Annotated in this window: 13 protein-coding genes; 10 read left to right on the top strand and 3 right to left on the bottom strand. The window is 37.4% G+C overall.

The annotated features are described in order from the left end of the window. Nucleotides 1–115: 115 nt before the first annotated feature. The 8 genes from fabD (at nt 116) to era (ending at nt 8,190) form a co-directional block, all read left to right on the top strand. On the top strand, nt 116–1,069 hold the full coding sequence (fabD, locus tag BT999_RS03385; protein WP_072696360.1) for an ACP S-malonyltransferase: 954 nt from the start codon (nt 116–118) through the stop codon (nt 1,067–1,069). 75 nt (nt 1,070–1,144) lie between these two features. Then, entirely contained in the window at nt 1,145–1,843 is a 699-nt protein-coding gene (locus tag BT999_RS03390; RefSeq protein WP_072696361.1) for an ABC transporter ATP-binding protein, read from the top strand. Between the two features lie 353 nt (nt 1,844–2,196). Then, nucleotides 2,197–3,447 (top strand): UDP-N-acetylglucosamine 1-carboxyvinyltransferase, encoded by a 1,251-nt coding sequence (gene murA, locus BT999_RS03395; protein ID WP_072696362.1) that lies wholly within the window; start codon nt 2,197–2,199, stop codon nt 3,445–3,447. Nucleotides 3,448–3,518: 71 nt separating this feature from the next. Beyond that, nucleotides 3,519–4,154 carry an MBL fold metallo-hydrolase gene (locus BT999_RS03400; protein ID WP_072696363.1) on the top strand — a complete coding sequence of 212 codons (636 nt, stop codon included), beginning with the start codon at nt 3,519–3,521 and terminating at the stop codon, nt 4,152–4,154. 97 nt (nt 4,155–4,251) lie between these two features. After that, a complete protein-coding gene (locus BT999_RS03405; protein WP_072696364.1) occupies nt 4,252–5,376 on the top strand; it encodes a pyridoxal-phosphate-dependent aminotransferase family protein in 1,125 nt (374 codons plus the stop codon). Nucleotides 5,377–5,580: 204 nt separating this feature from the next. Beyond that, nucleotides 5,581–6,252, top strand: coding sequence for a hypothetical protein (locus BT999_RS03410; RefSeq protein ID WP_072696365.1), 672 nt, complete (start codon nt 5,581–5,583; stop codon nt 6,250–6,252). 13 nt (nt 6,253–6,265) lie between these two features. Beyond that, on the top strand, nt 6,266–7,126 hold the full coding sequence (gene murI, locus BT999_RS03415) for a glutamate racemase (protein ID WP_072696366.1): 861 nt from the start codon (nt 6,266–6,268) through the stop codon (nt 7,124–7,126). Nucleotides 7,127–7,257: 131 nt separating this feature from the next. Next, nucleotides 7,258–8,190, top strand: coding sequence for a GTPase Era (era, locus tag BT999_RS03420; protein ID WP_072696367.1), 933 nt, complete (start codon nt 7,258–7,260; stop codon nt 8,188–8,190). Between the two features lie 176 nt (nt 8,191–8,366). Here era and BT999_RS03425 read toward each other — a convergent pair whose 3' ends face one another. The 3 genes from BT999_RS03425 to BT999_RS03435 form a co-directional block, all read right to left on the bottom strand. Next, complete coding sequence (locus BT999_RS03425) at nt 8,367–8,936, bottom strand: hypothetical protein (RefSeq protein ID WP_072696368.1); 570 nt, start codon at nt 8,934–8,936, stop codon at nt 8,367–8,369. Between the two features lie 148 nt (nt 8,937–9,084). Continuing rightward, nucleotides 9,085–10,986 (bottom strand): molecular chaperone DnaK, encoded by a 1,902-nt coding sequence (gene dnaK / locus BT999_RS03430; protein WP_072696369.1) that lies wholly within the window; start codon nt 10,984–10,986, stop codon nt 9,085–9,087. Nucleotides 10,987–11,336: 350 nt separating this feature from the next. Then, nucleotides 11,337–12,533 carry a lycopene cyclase family protein gene (locus tag BT999_RS03435; protein WP_072696370.1) on the bottom strand — a complete coding sequence of 399 codons (1,197 nt, stop codon included), beginning with the start codon at nt 12,531–12,533 and terminating at the stop codon, nt 11,337–11,339. 49 nt (nt 12,534–12,582) lie between these two features. Between BT999_RS03435 and BT999_RS03440 the strand changes: the two genes are divergently transcribed. Together BT999_RS03440 and BT999_RS03445 are read left to right on the top strand one after the other, a co-directional pair. Next, a complete protein-coding gene (locus BT999_RS03440) occupies nt 12,583–14,448 on the top strand; it encodes a UbiD family decarboxylase (RefSeq protein WP_072696371.1) in 1,866 nt (621 codons plus the stop codon). A 340-nt stretch (nt 14,449–14,788) separates the two neighbouring features. Further along, the gene (locus tag BT999_RS03445) at nt 14,789–18,340 is read left to right on the top strand and encodes a response regulator (protein WP_072696372.1); all 3,552 of its coding nucleotides are present in this window, start codon (nt 14,789–14,791) and stop codon (nt 18,338–18,340) included. Nucleotides 18,341–18,483 lie beyond the last annotated feature (143 nt).

Here is an 18,483-nt window from a genome sequence, read left to right on the forward strand (position 1 = left end):
ATTAAGCTTTATTCTCGAATAATATCATAACACTTAAACTCTTGCCTCTTCGTTTACATTGAACTATAATAATATTTCTTTTTTTACAAATTAAAAAATACGGAGTTTTACATAAATGACAAAAACAGCTTTAATCTTCGCCGGACAAGGTTCGCAAGAACCCAATATGGGGCGTGAACTTGCCGAAAAATCTACTGAAATTATGAACTTATGGAAAGAAGCCGAAAAAATCAGTGGAATTGAATTACGCAATATTTATTGGGACGCAAACGCCGAAGAACAAGCCAAAACCCAAAATCTTCAACCGGCACTCACTGTTGTAACCTTAGGTCTTTGGCTCTATGGGTCTTCAAAACTAAAACCTTGTTGCACAGCAGGACACAGCCTCGGAGAATATAGTGCCTTGGTTGCTTGCGGAGCGTTAAACAGCCAACAAGTTTTACAGCTCGTCAGCCTAAGAGGAAAATTAATGACAGAAGCCGACCCGAGTGGCAAAGGTGCAATGGCGGCTATCGTAAAATTACCTCAAGCCGAAGTTGAAAACTTGGTTGAACAGGCGAAAACACAAAGCGGAAAATTTATACATATCGCCAACTACAATACTCCAATGCAATATGTTGTCAGCGGTGAAAAAGAAGCCGTTGAAGCTATCGGAGAGTTGGCAAAAGCCGCAAAAGGAAGAAGTATTCCGCTCGCAGTAAGCGGAGCTTTTCATAGCCCATTAATGCAAGAAGCCTCTAACGAACTCAACAAAGCCATTGATAAACTTAGCTTTAATAATGCTAAAATTCCACTTTGGAGCAACGTTTTAGCACAAGCTCTCACTGATCATGATCAAATAAAAAGTGCTCTAAAAATGCAGATGACCGGACCTGTGCGTTGGATAGACATCATTCAAAATCAATGGCAATCAGGTGTTACACAGTGGTTGGAATTTGCTCCAAAAGCCGTTTTAAGCAAGATGACAAGCCAAATTTTAGACGCCAAAAACTTAGAGAATACTAGCTATACCTCTTGTTCTGTCGGTTCAAGCGAAAGTTTGGACGCTTATTTAAAAACAAATCAATAAAAAAGTGGTTGGGAGTTTATCTTTAAATAAGCCCTAACCACAAGTAATTTATAACTTAAAAAATAAGATAAAATTATGCCTACTTTAATCGAAGCAAAAGATATAACACGCACCTTTACTCAGTTTGACCATGAAATCACCATTTTAAAAGGCATTAATCTCAATATTGATGCCGGTGAGTTTGTCGCCATTCAAGGAAGTTCCGGGGGCGGAAAATCTACGCTTTTACACATACTCGGACTTTTAGACCGTCCAAGTTCAGGCTCTTTGTTTTTAAACGGACAAAACAGCTCAACGCTTTCAGATGATGAACAAAGCCGATTGCGTAATAATTTTGTGGGTTTTGTTTTTCAAAACTTTTATCTTATTCCTTATGCCACAGCCTTGGAAAATGTTTTATTACCCGGAATTTATAACTCAAGACCACAAAAAGAAAGTCTTGAGCGAGCTAAAGATTTATTAGAAAAAGTCGGTCTCGGAGATCGTATGGACTTTAAACCCAACAGACTTTCGGGCGGACAACAACAAAGAGTCGCTATGGCAAGAGCCTTATTAAATAACCCGCCTCTAATTTTAGCTGATGAACCCACAGGACAACTTGATTCAAAAACCAGTAAAGAAATTTTACAACTTTTAAACGATATAAACAAAACCGGAAAAACAATCGTTGTTGTTACTCACGACCCCGAAACCGCCTCTTGGGCAAAAAGACATATTTTTATGGCAGACGGTTTGATTACAAAAGATGAAATAAATATCAGAAACTCAGCTTAAAAAACCGCTCAGATTATAAAAATCGTAGATTATTTTTTCAGATTTTCTTTACATCCGGCAAAGAGAATTGCATAATAAGAAAGTATAAAATATTTTTTCGTTAATAACTTTAATTTATTCAATATAATATTTAGAGACTATTGCACAATAGGCTCAAAGTGGCTTTCGTCAGAAAGACACTCCAAAAACCACGAATAAGGAAAATTTAATTTTCCTGTAAAATGAGTGGGTTTTGTGACTTAAGACGTTTTATGCTATGTGCATACAGAGCATAAAATGATGACAAAAGTAAGCAAAACAGAGTTTTGCAATGGTCTTATTTATTGAATCATAAAAAACAAACGGACACAACTATGGAAAAACTAGTTATAGAGGGCGGTACTCCCTTAAAAGGCACTATTGAAATAAGCGGCTCTAAAAACGCGGCTTTACCTATTTTACTCTCAAGTATACTTTTTGAAGTTCCCGTAACTTTTCATAATGTTCCACGTTTACGCGACATCAACACAACCTTGAAATTATTGGCAATTTTAGGAATAGCCTGTGAGTTTACCAACAACCGCGTAAAAATAGAACCCAAATCGCTAAGCACGGAAGCCCCTTATGAATTGGTTAAAACAATGCGTGCATCAGCGTTGGTTTTAGGTCCCTTACTCGCCAGAAGAGGCGAAGCCAAAGTTGCTTTGCCGGGTGGCTGTGCAATTGGGGCACGTCCTTTAGATTTACACCTTTCAGCCTTGGAAAAAATGGGTGCTGTCTTTGAGTTAAGCTCAGGCTATATCATCGGACGCTGTAAAAAACTCAAAGGAGCGGATATTACTTTTGATTTTCCAACAGTTGGTGGAACGGAAAATTTAATAATGGCTGCTTCTCTCGCCGAGGGAACAACAATCTTGCGAAATGCCGCCAGAGAACCTGAGATTACTGACCTTGCAAACTTTTTAAACAGTGCCGGGGCAAAAATTACGGGACATGGCGGAGACGAAATTGTGATTGAAGGAGTTTCATCTCTAAACACCACAACTTATTCAGTTATGCCTGATCGCATTGAAGCAGGAACTTTTATGGTTGCCGCCGGAATGACAGGCGGTGAATTACTTTTAAAAAACTGCCCATACAATGAATTACACGCCGTTATCGACAAGCTTGTCAAAATGGGTTTGCATATAGAAAAAAGAGACAACGATGTTTTTGTTAAATCCACACAGACACTAAAACCCGTTGATATTATAACCCGCCCTTTCCCCGGCTTCCCGACCGATATGCAAGCTCAACTCATGGGTCTCATGTGTTTGGCTGATGGAACAAGCACGGTTGAAGAAACTATTTTTGAAAACCGTTTTATGCACGTTTCGGAACTTTTGCGTATGGGAGCAGAAATCAAGCTATCAGGCAACCAAGCCGTTATCCACGGAGTAAAAAGTTTATATGGTGCCCCGGTTATGGCTTCTGATTTACGAGCGAGTGCTACTTTAGTTTTAGCCGGTCTTTCCGCAAAAGGCACAACCGAAGTACAACGCATTTATCACTTAGACCGTGGCTATGAACAAATAGAAAAGAAATTAAACGCCGTTGGTGCAAAAATTAAAAGAGTCCCTGAATAAAAAATTAACTGAACAAATTAGTTAGTTAGCTTAAACTTTTTAGTGTTTATAAAGTTATAACGGAGTATTTTATGTCTTTTGAATTAGAAACTTTAACCGTCGGCCCTTTGGACGTAAATTGCTATTTATTGTCTCACCAAGGAAAAGCAATCGCAATAGACGCCGGTGGAAACGCTGAACAAATCAGCAGTGTAATTAAAGAAAAAAAACTTGAATTAACCTGTATTTTAAATACTCACCTACACTTTGATCATTGTTACGCCAACGCCGCCCTACAAAAAGAATTTAATGTACCTATTTTAGCCGGGCAATTAGATGCGGTTTTATTAGAAAGTGAATTGGGTTTAGGCGGAGCTTACGGTTTTGAAAAAGTAGAACCATATAAAGTTGAATATATAGGTGAGGGAAACAGAACCCTTTTAAACACCGAATGTAAAGTTTTACTCACACCGGGGCATACTCCCGGTAGCCTGTCTTATTATTTTCCTAAGTGGAATATCGTTTTTACTGGCGATGTGTTATTTTATCGCTCGGTTGGACGAACTGACTTTCCGGGTGGAAGCTCTAAAGTTTTAAGACAGAGCATTAAAGAAGTCTTATTTGCTCTACCCGATAATACCGATGTTTATCCTGGACATGGCGACCCGACAAATATTGGCGATGAAAAACTAAATAACCCTTATTACGGACAATTTGCAAGAATATAAAACAAAGCTTCTTTGTTATTTAAACCAAACTTGAAATCATTTTCGCAAAAAATGAATTAGATATTAACTTTAAACAATTTTTATTAAGGAGTGTAAAATGCAAAATTTATTATCAGGAATCAAACCCACCTTGTTAATGGGTCCCGGACCTTCCTGCGTGCCTGATGCTGTTTATAAAGCCTTGGCAATGCCCACTCTCGGACACCTCGACCCTTACTTCATTCGTATTATGGACGAAATAAAAGAACAGCTTAAAACTGTTATGAGCACAAAAAACCACCTGACCATGCCTATGTCAGGAACCGGATCAGCGGGTATGGAAACTTGTTTTGTCAACCTCTTAGAGCCAAAAGACAAAGTTTTAATCCTCATCAACGGAGTTTTTGGAAAAAGAATGCAAGACCTTGCCTCTCGCCTTGGTGCAGAGGTTGACGCTTTAGAGTTTGAATGGGGAACTCCTGTTCTTCTTGATAAAGTTGAAGAAGCTTTGAAAAAAAATAATTATAAAGTCGTTGCCGTTGTGCATGCCGAAACATCAACAGGTGTTTGCAACCCTGTTAAAGAAATTGGTGAACTCGTAGCTAAAAGCGGAGCTTTATTTCTCGTTGATGCAGTAACCAGCCTTGGCGGAATGCCTGTTTTAACTGATGAATGGAAAATAGACGCTATTTACTCAGGCACTCAAAAGTGTCTTTCTTGCCCTCCGGGTTTATCGCCTGTTTCTTTTTCCGCTCGTGCCGTTGAAACTTTGAAAAATCGTAAAACCAAAGTTCCTAACTGGTATCTTGATTTAACCATGATCATTAATTACTGGGAAGGACAAAACCGAAGCTATCACCACACCGCACCGATTAATATGCTTTATGCCTTAGACGCCGCTTTAAGCGAGATATTAAACGAAGGTTTACCAACTGTTTATGAACGCCATAAAAAAGCTCATAACGAACTTGTAACAAAACTTGATGCTTTAGGTTTGGAAATGCTTGTTACGCCTGAGGCTCGCCTGCCAATGCTAAACGCCGTTAAAATTCCTAAAAAAATTATCGACGCAAAAAGCGAAGCCAATATCCGCAAACGTCTTTTAGATGAATACAATATTGAAATTGGTGCAGGGCTCGGACCATTAGCCGGTCAAATCTGGCGTATTGGTCTTATGGGGCATACCGCCAGAACAGAGAACATTAACACTCTTTGTAACGCATTAAAAACTGTTTTATCTTAAAGAAAAAAATTGAAAGTCAGCCCATGTTTATAAAAAATCGGCTTAAGTTCCTTCATTTTATTCAAACTTAAACGCTTTTTGACATGGGCTGATTTTTAACGATGACTAAATTTTCTTGAAATAAAATACCACATATTTAAAGATATATATTAAGCTTTTTCAAAAAGATACGATTAAAGTATAAAATACTATTGGAGGAATTGAATGCTCCCTTGTTTTATTTGCGGAGAAGATGCGTCAACAGGCTGGATAAAGGGCTTTGTTCCCTCTCCCGACAGCCAAAAAGTCGCACTATGTAAAAAGCATGATACTCCCGAAAATCGTAAAAAAGCCATACATCATTGGTGTAAGCTTATGCTGAGCTCGTTTAAAACAGTTGTAACAGTAGAAGCCACCAGACCACAAAACTATAATCCACAAAGCCAAGCAGCACACCAAGCTCAAGGTCGAATCTTAAATATCCGTTTTATCAGCGGTGGTGTTTTGTCTTTAGCGTGTAACAAATATCAAACCACGAACAACAACACCTTGGAAGTTACCTTGCCTGATGGTTCAATGCAAATTTTCCCACTACAGCATGTAAGAAATTTTGAACTTTCTCCCGCTAGTAAACAAGAAATTTCTTTTGGACCTCCGCCCAAGCCTTTACAAGTAGAACAAAAGCCTTTAGAAGAACAAGAAAAAACAAGCCCACCAGAAAAAAATGAGTTAACCGAAACTCAAAACAGTTTAGAACCAATTTCAACACCAAGCGAAGAAAACACAGTCCCTAACTTGCAACAAACCCAAGAAAGCCAAGACGAAAACGCTCCACCCAAAGAAATAAAAACACTTAACACACTTAGCGAAAAAATAAAATTTATTCAGAACTTATAAAAAGGTTATCCCATTGCACTCAACTTCAAACAAAACAAGCCTTTCAAACAATCAAGCTATTGGTATTTTTGACTCCGGAGTTGGTGGTTTAACCGTATTTAAAGCTGTGCAAGACCTCTTACCCGATGAAGATATTATCTATTTGGGCGATACGGCTCGCCTGCCTTATGGCACAAAAAGTGCGGAAACTGTTAACAGGTATGCACTAAGAGCCGCTCAAAAATTATTGGAATATAATATCAAAGCGTTGGTGATTGCCTGCAACACGGCGACTGCCGCCGCTTTAACAAATTTACAAAAAACCTATCCTGATTTACCTGTTATCGGAGTTATTCAACCAGGGGCCGAAGCCGCCTGTCAAGTTTCAAAAAACGGAAATATTTGTGTTTTGGCAACCGAAGGAACAATCCGAAGCGGGGCTTATCAACAAGCAATTAAACAAATTAACGCTACGGCAAAAATTAACGGTCTTGCTTGTCCTCTTTTTGTGTCGCTCGCCGAAGAAGGTTGGCACGAAGGCGAAATTGCCGAGGCTGTTGCCAAACGTTATTTAGACAAAATATTTAGTGTAAAAGCAAACATACCGGACACAATAGTCCTTGGTTGCACGCATTTTCCGCTTTTAAAAAAGGCTGTGGCAAAAGCCGTCGGCGAGCAAGTAAAGTTAGTCGACTCGGCTTTAATAAGTGCTCAAGCCTTAAAAAAAGCATTGGAAGACAACAACTTGTCTAAAAATTATCTCAAACAAAGCCCCCCTCAAAGCGGAACTTACTCTTTTCTTACCACAGATGATACGGAACGTTTTGCCCGTATTGGTTCACGCTTTTTAGGAGTTGAATTAAACAGCAAAAATGTTACGCTGGTTGATATTTAAAAAGACAACGCTTATAATCGCCTTGCAACAAGCAAGTAAAACACTAGAAACAACACGATACGTGAATTATTCACGCAATAATTATAACTAATTAATATAAATTTACAGCCAAAGAAATTTAAGGAGCCTTAATGTCAGAACAAAAACATCGTTGCGGTTGGGTAGCGTTAATGGGACCGCCAAACGCCGGAAAATCAACACTTTTAAACGCCTATTTAGGTCAAAAAGTTGCTATAGTTACCTCAAAACCACAAACAACACGTAACCAAATTACCGGTATTTTATCAGAGCCAGATTCCCAAGTTATTTTTATGGATACACCGGGAATTCATAAGTTGCGTGGAAAAATGAACCGTATTTTATTACAAGCCGCTTGGCAGGCTATGGCGAGTGCTGATGTGCTTGTTGCTATGCTTGATGGTGATTTATACATACGTCGCCCAGAGTTTTTAGATAAAGATATTGAGCCAATGCTTAAGCCTATCGCCGAAGAAACTCGCCCAGTTGCGGTTGTTATCAATAAAATCGATATGTTTGCAGACAAGTCAAAAATGCTGCCTTTATTAGAAAAAATTACTCAAATCTGGCCTAACGCCGAAGTTTTTCCTATTTCAGCATTAACCGGAAACGGCTTAGAAGCTCTCTTGGAATTTATCAAGAAACATCTTCCGATTGCACCGCCTCAATTTCCGACTGACCAACTCTCTACTTTGCCTATACGTTTTATGGCGGCTGAAATTATCAGAGAAAAACTGTTTAATACTTTACGCCAAGAACTGCCCTATTCCACAACCGTCGATATAGAAAATTGGGAAGAAGATAAACAAAGAAAAATTACCTTTATTAACGCCGTAATTTATGTTGCGCGTGGAACACATAAAGCGATGGTTATAGGAAAAGGCGGACAAAACTTAAAAAAAGTCGGACAATTCGCCAGAGAAGAAATTTCCACTTTAATTGACCAAAAAGTCCACCTCGAACTCTTCGTAAAAGTAAGAGAAGATTGGCAAGAAGACTTAAACTTTTTACACTCTATCGGACTTGGCAACCCTCACGAAATGTAAAGATATTAATACTACAAATATAACCCGTTAAAATTGATGGTAAGTTGCATCAATAATTGACATAACTATTTCACCAATTATATTGATAATAATATTAAACCCCCTTGTGTATCATAGATATTACAAGGGGGGTTTCTCTTTTATATTACACAAGATAATTCATTTGCACATTGTAACTAAGACATATTATCTAACTGAACTTTAGCTTCCAATGTTTTTTTCTTGCAAGTTGAATACTTATAAATATTATAAATGAACAATATTGGCGATGCGACGGCACCAATCACAATGCCAAAAAATAGTTTAAATACCAGTCCTACACAACCCTCCCCAGCAGTCTCTGTCGCTCTACGGACTTGAGCCTCTATACTATCATCTCGTTTCAATATAGTACTAAAAGCCCAAGGTAAGCCACCAAAACCCCAAGCCATCATAATGTTCCCGATGACATCTCCATTAACAACTTTACCGTGATATAATGCATTAAAAAGGATCAATAACCCCCAAGAGAGAAATATTCCATGCCACACAATAGACAAAAGAGCACGCATAGAACCATATTTCATGTCTTGACAAGTGTTGGAAATATTATCCTTGCATTCACAAAGCTCTTGCTCTTTTTGTTTTGCAAAACATTTTGGGCAAGTTGGAATATCATATACATCTGCACACTCAGAACACAAGCCTCTTCCGCAACTCTTACATGCAGCAACGGCATCAATAGTTGTGTGATTACAACATTTCATAATAATACCTCAATCAATATTTAAAACAGTTTATCTTTGGTCATACTATAAATATTTTTCTTTCGCCACACAAAAAAGCTTCCGAAGTAAATTTTACTCCGGAAGCTTTTATATATTAATCTAATTAAAGATTCAGTTTACGTTCAAACTACTTTACTTCAGTAAAGTCAGCATCAACAACATCGTCGTCTTTTTTGTTGTCCGCTCCTGCACCAGCTGCACCGGCTTGTTGACCGCCAGCTTCTGTTTTTTGAGCATAAAGCTGTTCTGCTAACTTGTGTGATACTTTAGAGAGTTCGTCCATAGCGGTTTTAATCGCATCAACATCATCTTTTGTCATAGCATCTTTAAGAGCAGTGCTTTTTGCTTCAATCTCAGCTTTTAAAGTGGCATCAGCCTTATCACCAAGATCAGCCAAAGAACGTTCAGATGAATAAATCAAAGTATCAGCTTGGTTACGCACTTCAATTAACTCACGTTTTTTCTTATCTTCGTCGGCATGAGACTCAGCTTCTTTTACAAGACGATTGATTTCATCATCAGACAGACCAGAAGTCGCAGTGATACGAATAGTTTGTTCTTTTCCTGAACCTAAGTCTTTAGCAGAAACGTTAACAATACCGTTAGCGTCAATATCAAAGGTAACTTCAACTTGCGGAACGCCTCTTGGAGCCGGCGGAATACCGGTTAAGTCAAAGCGTCCTAAGGTCATGTTATCATTAGCCATTGGTCTTTCACCCTGCATAACATGAATAGATACTGAAGGTTGATTATCAGCGGCAGTGGTAAAAGTCTGGCTCTTACGAGTAGGAATGGTAGTGTTACGTTCAATTAAACGGCTCATTACTCCACCCAAGGTTTCAATACCAAGAGAAAGAGGGGTAACGTCAAGAAGAAGAACATCTTTAACATCACCGGCTAAAATACCACCTTGAATAGCAGCACCCATAGCAACAACTTCATCAGGGTTTACTGAACGGTTTGGCTCTTTACCAAAAAATTCTGAAACCTTTTTCTGAACTAAAGGCATACGAGTCATACCACCGACTAAAACAACTTCATCGATTTGTGAAGTGCTTAACCCAGCGTCAGCTAAAGCTTTTTTACATGGCTCGATAGTGCGGTTTACCAAATCACTTACTAAATCTTCTAATTTAGCACGAGTAAGTTTAAGCATTAAGTGTTTAGGACCTGTGTTATCAGCCGTAATAAACGGAAGATTAATTTCTGCTTCCATAGAAGTTGAAAGGTCTTTTTTGGCTTTTTCGGCGGCTTCTTTTAAACGCTGTAAAGCCATACGGTCTTTTGATAAGTCAATACCTGCGTTATCTTTTTTAAACTCGGTAATAATCCAATCAATGATGCGTTGGTCAAAGTCTTCACCACCAAGGAAGGTGTCTCCGTTAGTAGCACGAACTTCAACAACGTTATCGCCGACTTCAAGAATGGAAATATCAAAAGTACCACCACCTAAGTCGAATACAGCGATTTTTTCATTAGCTTTTTTATCAAAACCATAAGCCAAAGAAGCGGCAGTAGGTTCGTTAATAATACGTTTAACATCTAACCCGGCGATTTTCCCGGCGTCTTTTGTCGCTTGACGCTGAGAATCGTTAAAATAAGCAGGAACAGTAATAACAGCTTCGGTTACTGTTTCGCCTAAATAAGCTTCAGCATCAGCTTTAAGCTTAGCTAAAATCATAGCAGAAATTTCAGCCGGCGTATATTTACGCCCTTGAATTTCTACACAAGCTTCGCCGTTAGCACCGCCAACTATACGATACGGGGAATGTTCACCCCAACGTTTTACCTCAGGAGCATCGGCATTACGCCCCATTAAACGCTTAATTGCAAAAACAGTACGTTCAGGGTTAGTAACCGCCTGACGCTTAGCAATATCACCGACTAATCTTTCTTTATCAGTAAAAGCAACAACAGAAGGAGTTGTACGCCCACCCTCAGGGTTAGGGACGCATTTGGCTTCTTTGCCTTCCATTACAAAAACACAAGAGTTAGTTGTTCCAAGGTCTATTCCAATAATTTTACCCATATAATAAGGTCCTCCTAAAATTTAACATAAAAATTATTTTTTCAACATAAATAATATACTCTTAGACTTAAATCTAAAATATATTCTATAAGCTACACCTGTTATTATTCCAAAAACTTGTTATTGCCACTTTTGTTTAGGCTAAATAATGTGGCGAAAAAACTTAATATTATACAAAGTATTTGAGAATAAATTGGTATTTGAAGTGTTGACTTAAAGCATTATTTTTTATTGCTCAACACATTCTGTAATACAAATTAATCAGCTTTTTCAATTCGTCCAGAGCTAAAATATATTTTTTTTATATTTTTTTTAAATACCAGTATTTTTATACCTGTTTTAAAAGCTTATTAAAACCCTAAACCGACTTTTAAAGCCATATTCCGCAAGGTTTGGTTATACATGCCTATGCCCTTTAGATTTTTCCAAGCGATATTGGCTTTTAATGAAAAGATTTTGCGTCGGTAACTTTGTTCAGCCTTTATAGGATCAAAAGTTTTATTAAAGACTTCAGCCAGATAAAAAGCCGAAGCAAAGGCATAACTAAAACCTTCGGCCGAACTTGGGCTAATAAACCCGGCGGCTTCGCCAATCAAAAAACAATTATCTCTACCTAAATAAACTTGGTTTAAACTAGGGCGAACGACTAAAGCTCCCTCTCGTTCGACCTTATCATATTCTATACTTGATAACGTTAAACCTTGTTCAATAAGCCTTTGGGTAAATATATTCAACTTCCTATGAGCTAGGCTATTAGATGTTTTATCGTTATTTTTTACATCTTTTTGTTCCAATAACTTAGTCGCCAAAATATTTTTACTCGCATCTAAAGGCAGAGCAAGCCCAACAAGATAGCTGTCTTTTTTCGGAATAGCCCAACCATAAAAATCAGTTAAACTTTCATCAAAAGCCGCCCAATGGGTTTTAGTCAAATTTTTATCGGAATATCCCAAAACTTTATATTTATCCTGAATCGCAAGATAACAATCTTTCTGTGAAATTCCCTTGCCAAGCATTCGGCGTACGGCAGAAAAAGCTCCGTCTGCTCCGACTACAATGCGTGTCTTTATTTCTTGAATACCCGCTGGTGTTTTTATGCTTAACTGAGTGAAATGATCATTAGTGTTAAAATGTTTTAATCCATGTAAACGACTATTAAACAAACACTGAACGTTTTCAGGCAATAAAGATAAAAGCCAAGTTTCAAATAAAGTTCTATCTAAATTAATATAATTCTTTTTATAACTATGTACAGAGTGTGTACTTAAATCAATAGTATTAACAAATTCAGGTTGATAAATATCTTTCACTTTTTCAGGAACAATTAAATTGAATTTATTCAACCACGTTTGAGCATCCGGTGCGAGTAAACCACCACAACATTTAGCTTGTATATCTTGGCTTTGCTTGATATTTTCAAAATCAGTTGTCAAGTTACGAGCATCTATCAATAATATAGAATATTTAGAATCCAACAAACGAGCGAGAGTTGCCCCTGACGGTCCTGCTCCAATAATTACAACATCATAAGTTTGATTTTTTAACATAAATTTAATCGAGAAATATATTTTTTATAAAGTATGATAGGAAAAATAAATGCTACACCGTAATTTAACAGAATGTGTAAACGATTTAGAGGCAAATGGTCAATTAAAACGTATTGATATAGAAGTTGACCCTTATTTAGAGTTAGGCTTAATTCAACGCTTAGCCTTAAAAAAAGGTTCTCCCGCCTTACTTTTTACTAACGTAAAAGGTTGTCAGTTTCCTATGCTCGCTAATTTATTTGGCAGTAAAGAACGGGTACGCTTTATCTTTCGCTCTAGTTTAAAAGGTTTAAAGGCTTTATTAAAACTCAAGCTTGACCCCAGAGATTTATTGCGTAATCCCTTACAATATAAAGCCCTACCTAGAGCCTTATGGGCTACTCGCCCACGCTTTGTAAACGATGGAGCTGTTACCGAAAATTCTACAACAATTTCAAAATTGCCTCAACTGCTATCTTGGAAGAAAGACGGAGGGGCTTATATTACCCTGCCACAAGTTTATTCCGAAAGCATAAAAAATCCCGGAATATACAACTCAAATTTAGGCATGTATCGCATTCAACTAAACAGTAAATATTTAGAACAAGATAAAGAAATTGGGCTACATTACCAAATTCATCGGGGGCTTGGTTGTCATCATGCCGAAGCCTTAGCCTTAAATAAAAATTTAGGGATAAATATTTTTGTGGGTGGTCCACCTGCCTTAACCGTAGCCGCCGTGATGCCACTCCCCGAAGGAATGCCTGAACTTTTATTTGCCGGTGCGTTAGCGGGAAGGCGTATTGATTTAATTAAAGGCGGGAGCGTTAAAAAAGATGGAACGGTTATTAGCGAATTAGCTATCCCTGCCGAAGCCGATTTTGCCATTACCGGCTATATTAAGCCTAATATGCTTAAACCCGAAGGCCCCTTTGGCGACCATTTAGGGTATTATAGTTTAGAGCATGATTTTCCCGTAATGCAGGTAACAAAAGTTTGGCATCGCAAAGATGCGATTTATCCTTTTACAACCGTCGGTCGCCCACCACAGGAAGATACTTTTTTTGGTGAATTCATTCATGACCTTACTCAAGAACTAATCCCTCAAGTATTTACAGGTATAAAACAAGTGCATGCCGTAGATGCAGCCGGAGTTCACCCGTTATTACTCGCAATCGGTAGTGAGCGTTATGTGCCTTTTGCAAGTGAAAGAAAAGCCCAAGAATTACTGACTAACGCCCTATCTTTATTGGGTAATTCTCAAACTTCACTCTCGAAATATTTGTTACTCACAGCACACGAAGATGCCCCATCTTTATCTGCTTATGATATTCCCGCTTTTTTTAAACACATTTTAGAACGCACAAATTTTCATGAAGATTTACATTTTATTACTCGCACAACAATGGACACCCTCGACTATACAGGAACAGCCTTAAACCAAGGTTCAAAGCTAATTTGGGTTGCCGCCGGGAATAAAAAAAGAGAACTTTGCGATAAGTTGCCTCAAATTTATTTACCTGAAGGTTTTCATTCTTTACAGCTTTTTAGCCCAGGAATAGCGGTTGTTTCCGCCCCTAAACATACCCAGCAAAGAGGCGAACAAGACGAAAAACTAAAAATCTTTTTAGATACGCTTAATAGCCAAGAAAATGCGAGAAAAATCAGCTTATTGGTGCTTTGTGATGATGCTGATTTTTGTAGTGCCGATTGGGATAATTTTTTATGGGTTACTTTTACTCGCTCAGACCCGGCGACTGATATTTATGGATTAAATGAAAACATTCACGCTAAACATTGGCGTTGTGATGCACCCTTGATTATTGACGCACGAAAAAAAGAATTTCACGCACCCGAACTAGAGTTAGACCCGAAAATAGAACAAAAAGTTTTAGAAATGGGCAGCAAAAACAAACCATTACACGGAATAATTTAATTTAATCCTTGCTAATTCCTCAAATAATCAGCCTTGCTAAAAATTAAAATATTATTTGTTTTTTAACGATAAATACTATAACGTAACTTAACTTCACAAAAGAAGACCATTGCAACACTCAGTTTTGTGCTTTTTGGAGTGTCTTCCTAACGGAATCCACGTTGAGACGATTGTGCAATAGTCTCAAAACAGAATGGGGTAACTAATAAAAATATTAAATTAATACTTTTATGATTATTGTATTTAGCATTTTTTGAACTATCACAAACAATTTTTATATTAATAACGCTAGAACATTATAAATGTGTTCTAATTCATATATTTTACTTCCAGGGATCACATGTTAAACTTTTTTTCAGGCTATATCAGCAGAACCATGTATTTAATAGTCTTTATCGCCCTTATTCCGGCGATGTTAATTATTATTTATTCAGGTATAGGCCTAAATCAACGAATTATTTCAAATACAACAGAACAAGCCATAAACTTTACAAAAAATATAGCCAAAGAAGACGAACTTAAGCTTGAAAACCTTAAAACGTTACTTACAACCCTCTCAACACAACATACTTTTGACCCATCAAACATTCACGAAACAATCGCAACCCTAAAAGAAGTCGAAAAAAACAATCCACAATATAAAAATATTTTTTTTCTGGATAAAAATGCAAAAGTTGCGGCGAGTACCAATAATAAATTTATGGGTAGCGATCTAAGCCATATTATTTCACAACAAGTCGAAACCAAAGAAAATGATTTTTTTATCAGCAGTATTATCGCAAACGAACCGGACAAAAAGCCGATAGTTTATGCTTATACTCCCGTTTTTGATGAAAACAATCAATTAATAGGCTTTTTGGCTATCGGCATGGCTATAGGTGAAGGGCTAGAAAAAAAGCTACAAGAAAGCGAACTTCCCGAAGACAGCGAAATTTTACTAACCGACTCAAAATTAACAGTCTCTCAAGCTTTAAAAAGTTTTGGCATTAAAGCGGGTGAACGCTTGCCTGAAAAAAACTGGAGCTGGCTATTAGACTTATCTGTTGATGACAATATTCACAAAGTTTACAACCCAAACGACAACAACGACTATCTGGTAATACACCACCCAATTAACTCCGCTCAAGGCGTAGCTCCTCGCTTTAACATCTTGTTTTCAATTTCGGAACATTCACTGGGAGCAGCCGCAACCACAAACTTATTGCATAATTTGTTTTTTCTATTGTTGGCGACTCTTTTTGCCTTAGCTATAGCTTGGATTTTGGCAAAAATTACCTTTGAAAAACATATAGATCGCTTGGTTCAAGTTGCAAACGCCGTCAGCAAAGGCGATTTTAATGCCAGAGTCGACCAAGACAAAGTAAATGGCGACTTAGGAAGGTTATGTTTAGGCATCAATAAAATGCTTGAAACAATAGAACACAACACAAACGCTCTCACTAAAGCCAAACAAGAAGCAGATAACGCCAATAAAGCAAAAAGCGACTTTTTAGCAAATATGAGCCACGAGTTGCGTACTCCGATGAATGCGATTATCGGGCTGTCTTATTTATTGTTAAAATCAAACCTTAACGAAAAACAAAGAAAAGACATACGTAAAATATACAGTGCGGGAAACAATCTTTTAACGCTAATTAATGATCTTTTAGACTTTTCCAAAATCAATACAGGACGCATGGAACTTGAAAACGAGCGTTTTAATCTTCAAGAACTAATTAGCGGGGTTGTAGATATCAACACCCAAAAAGCCGAAGAAAAAGGGTTGGCGTTTACTTATTTTATTGACCCAAAAATTCCCCAAGAGCTCAAGGGTTCTCCGCTAAAACTTTGGCAAATTCTTAACCACTTGTTTAGTAACGCCGTTAAATTTACCGAAAAAGGGCAAATTAAAGTCAGTTGCCTGTTAAAAGAAATACAAAATGAACAAATAATTTTAAAGTTTATTATTCAAGATAGCGGAATGGGCATGACCAACGAGCAATTGGAAAAGCTTTTTACTCCGTTTTATCAAATAGACAGCTCATCAACCAGACGCTTTGGCGGAACGGGAATCGGGCTTAGTATAGTCAAAAAACTAATAGAAATGATGAATGGGGAAATTTCCGTAACAAGCAACCCAAACACTGGAACCACCATTGAGTTTTATATTTGTCTAAATTTAGTCAATGAACTTAATGCTCTAAGCTTATACGCAGACAATGATATATTTAAAGAACTTGGCTTAGACTCAAACGATCCAAATCTGATAATGAGTCGCTTTAATATTTTATTTGTCGGCGATGACTCAAATGAAAACAAAGAACTTACAGATATTTTTACACAACTAAACTTAAAAACTCGTTTCGTCAGAGAAACTGAACTGGCAATGCAGCTTATTTCAGAAGAAGAAAAAAACGGAACACATTTTAATATCTTGTTGGTAAATTATACCGAAACAAACAAAAATATCGATATTGCTAAACTTTTAATGAACTATTTTAGTAATAATTACACACCGTTATTGATTTTTGTCCATGGTAAAACTAAAAAGCACGACAATCAAACCATAAACCTCGCCTCTTTAATGCTTAATCCGCCTTTCAGCCCTGAAAGTATTAAAGAAAACTTTATGAGTTTATTAGGTCAAAATAAGACAACACAAGATACTGTTGACAACCCTGAACTTATTCAAGAACAAGCTATTCCGCAAGACAATAACGACGAAGATAAAATAGCAAGCATTCCGCCTCTAAACAGTTCAAAAGCCGTTGAAATACTCTTGGTTGAAGATAACTTAATAAATCAACAAGTCGCCGGAGAACTCCTGCAAGATGCCGGTTATACCGTTACTATAGCCAATAACGGAGAAGAAGCTTTACAAATTCTTAACGAAAACCCTAGCGATAGGTTTAAACTCGTTTTTATGGATTTACAAATGCCGGTTATGGACGGATATGAAGCCACTTCACATATCAGAGCCGAAGAAAAATTTGCAAATCTTCCTATTGTGGCTTTAACAGCACACGCCCTTCCCGCTGAAAAAGAACGTTGCCTAAATATCGGCATGAATGACCACATTACAAAACCGATAGATATATCAACCCTGTTTAATACTTTAGCAAAATGGATCTCTAACGCGGCTCACCCCAATGAAACACAAGAAGATAACCTTGATTCAACGCCAACAGACTCTGACGTTGACGAACCAAGACAAACAACGCTTCTCGAATACGTCCAAAGAAAGACCAAAGATCAAATAGACGATGATACATATAAAGCCCTTGTGGCACAAGGTTTTGACCTAGACAACGCAATGAAACGTTTGGGGAATAACAATAAACTTTATACAAAATTGCTCAATTCGTTTCTTACCAACCAAGAAAACAGTATTACCGAACTTCAAACCGCCTTTTCCGAAGAAAGGTTTGATGATTTGGAACGCTTCGCACATACAATCAAAGGTTTATCCGCAAGTATAGGCGAAAATACTTTAGCTGCTTTGTCAGGTGTGCTTGAAAAATCTTGTATGCAAAATAAAAACAACTCGTCTCAAGACCAACTTAGACGTATTCAAGCAGAAATACAGGCTTTGAGCTTTGTTCTTAGCTTAACCTGCAAAACACTTGGCTCGCTGTTGTTGCAATCAGAATTGTTTGAAACTGATCCAGAGGATAGCCCAACTCAAACAACTTTGTTAGATCAAAATATCCAAGAAAAACTTTTGCAAATACAAGACCTTGCAAACAATTATGAAACCGAAGCTTTAAACAAGTTTGAACAAATACAAGACGAATTAATAAGATGCGGATTACAACAGTTTGCAGACACCACCAAAAAAGCTCTGGAGCGCTTTGATTTTGACTCAGCCTCTCTGGCGATTTCCGAGCTGATTCAAGCTCAAAGAAATTCTTAGTCAAAACTAATAAAAAACATCAATTTTATCTTTTGAACAATTGAAGCAATCTTACGAACTATTCAACGGTCTTCGCAATTATTTCAATAACAGGCTCTATACTTTGGCGTTGAATTATGATATTAAATAAAAAGATTATAAGC

This window comes from Desulfovibrio litoralis DSM 11393, assembly GCF_900143255.1.
GTDB classification, from domain to species: Bacteria; Desulfobacterota; Desulfovibrionia; order Desulfovibrionales; family Desulfovibrionaceae; genus Frigididesulfovibrio_A; species Frigididesulfovibrio_A litoralis.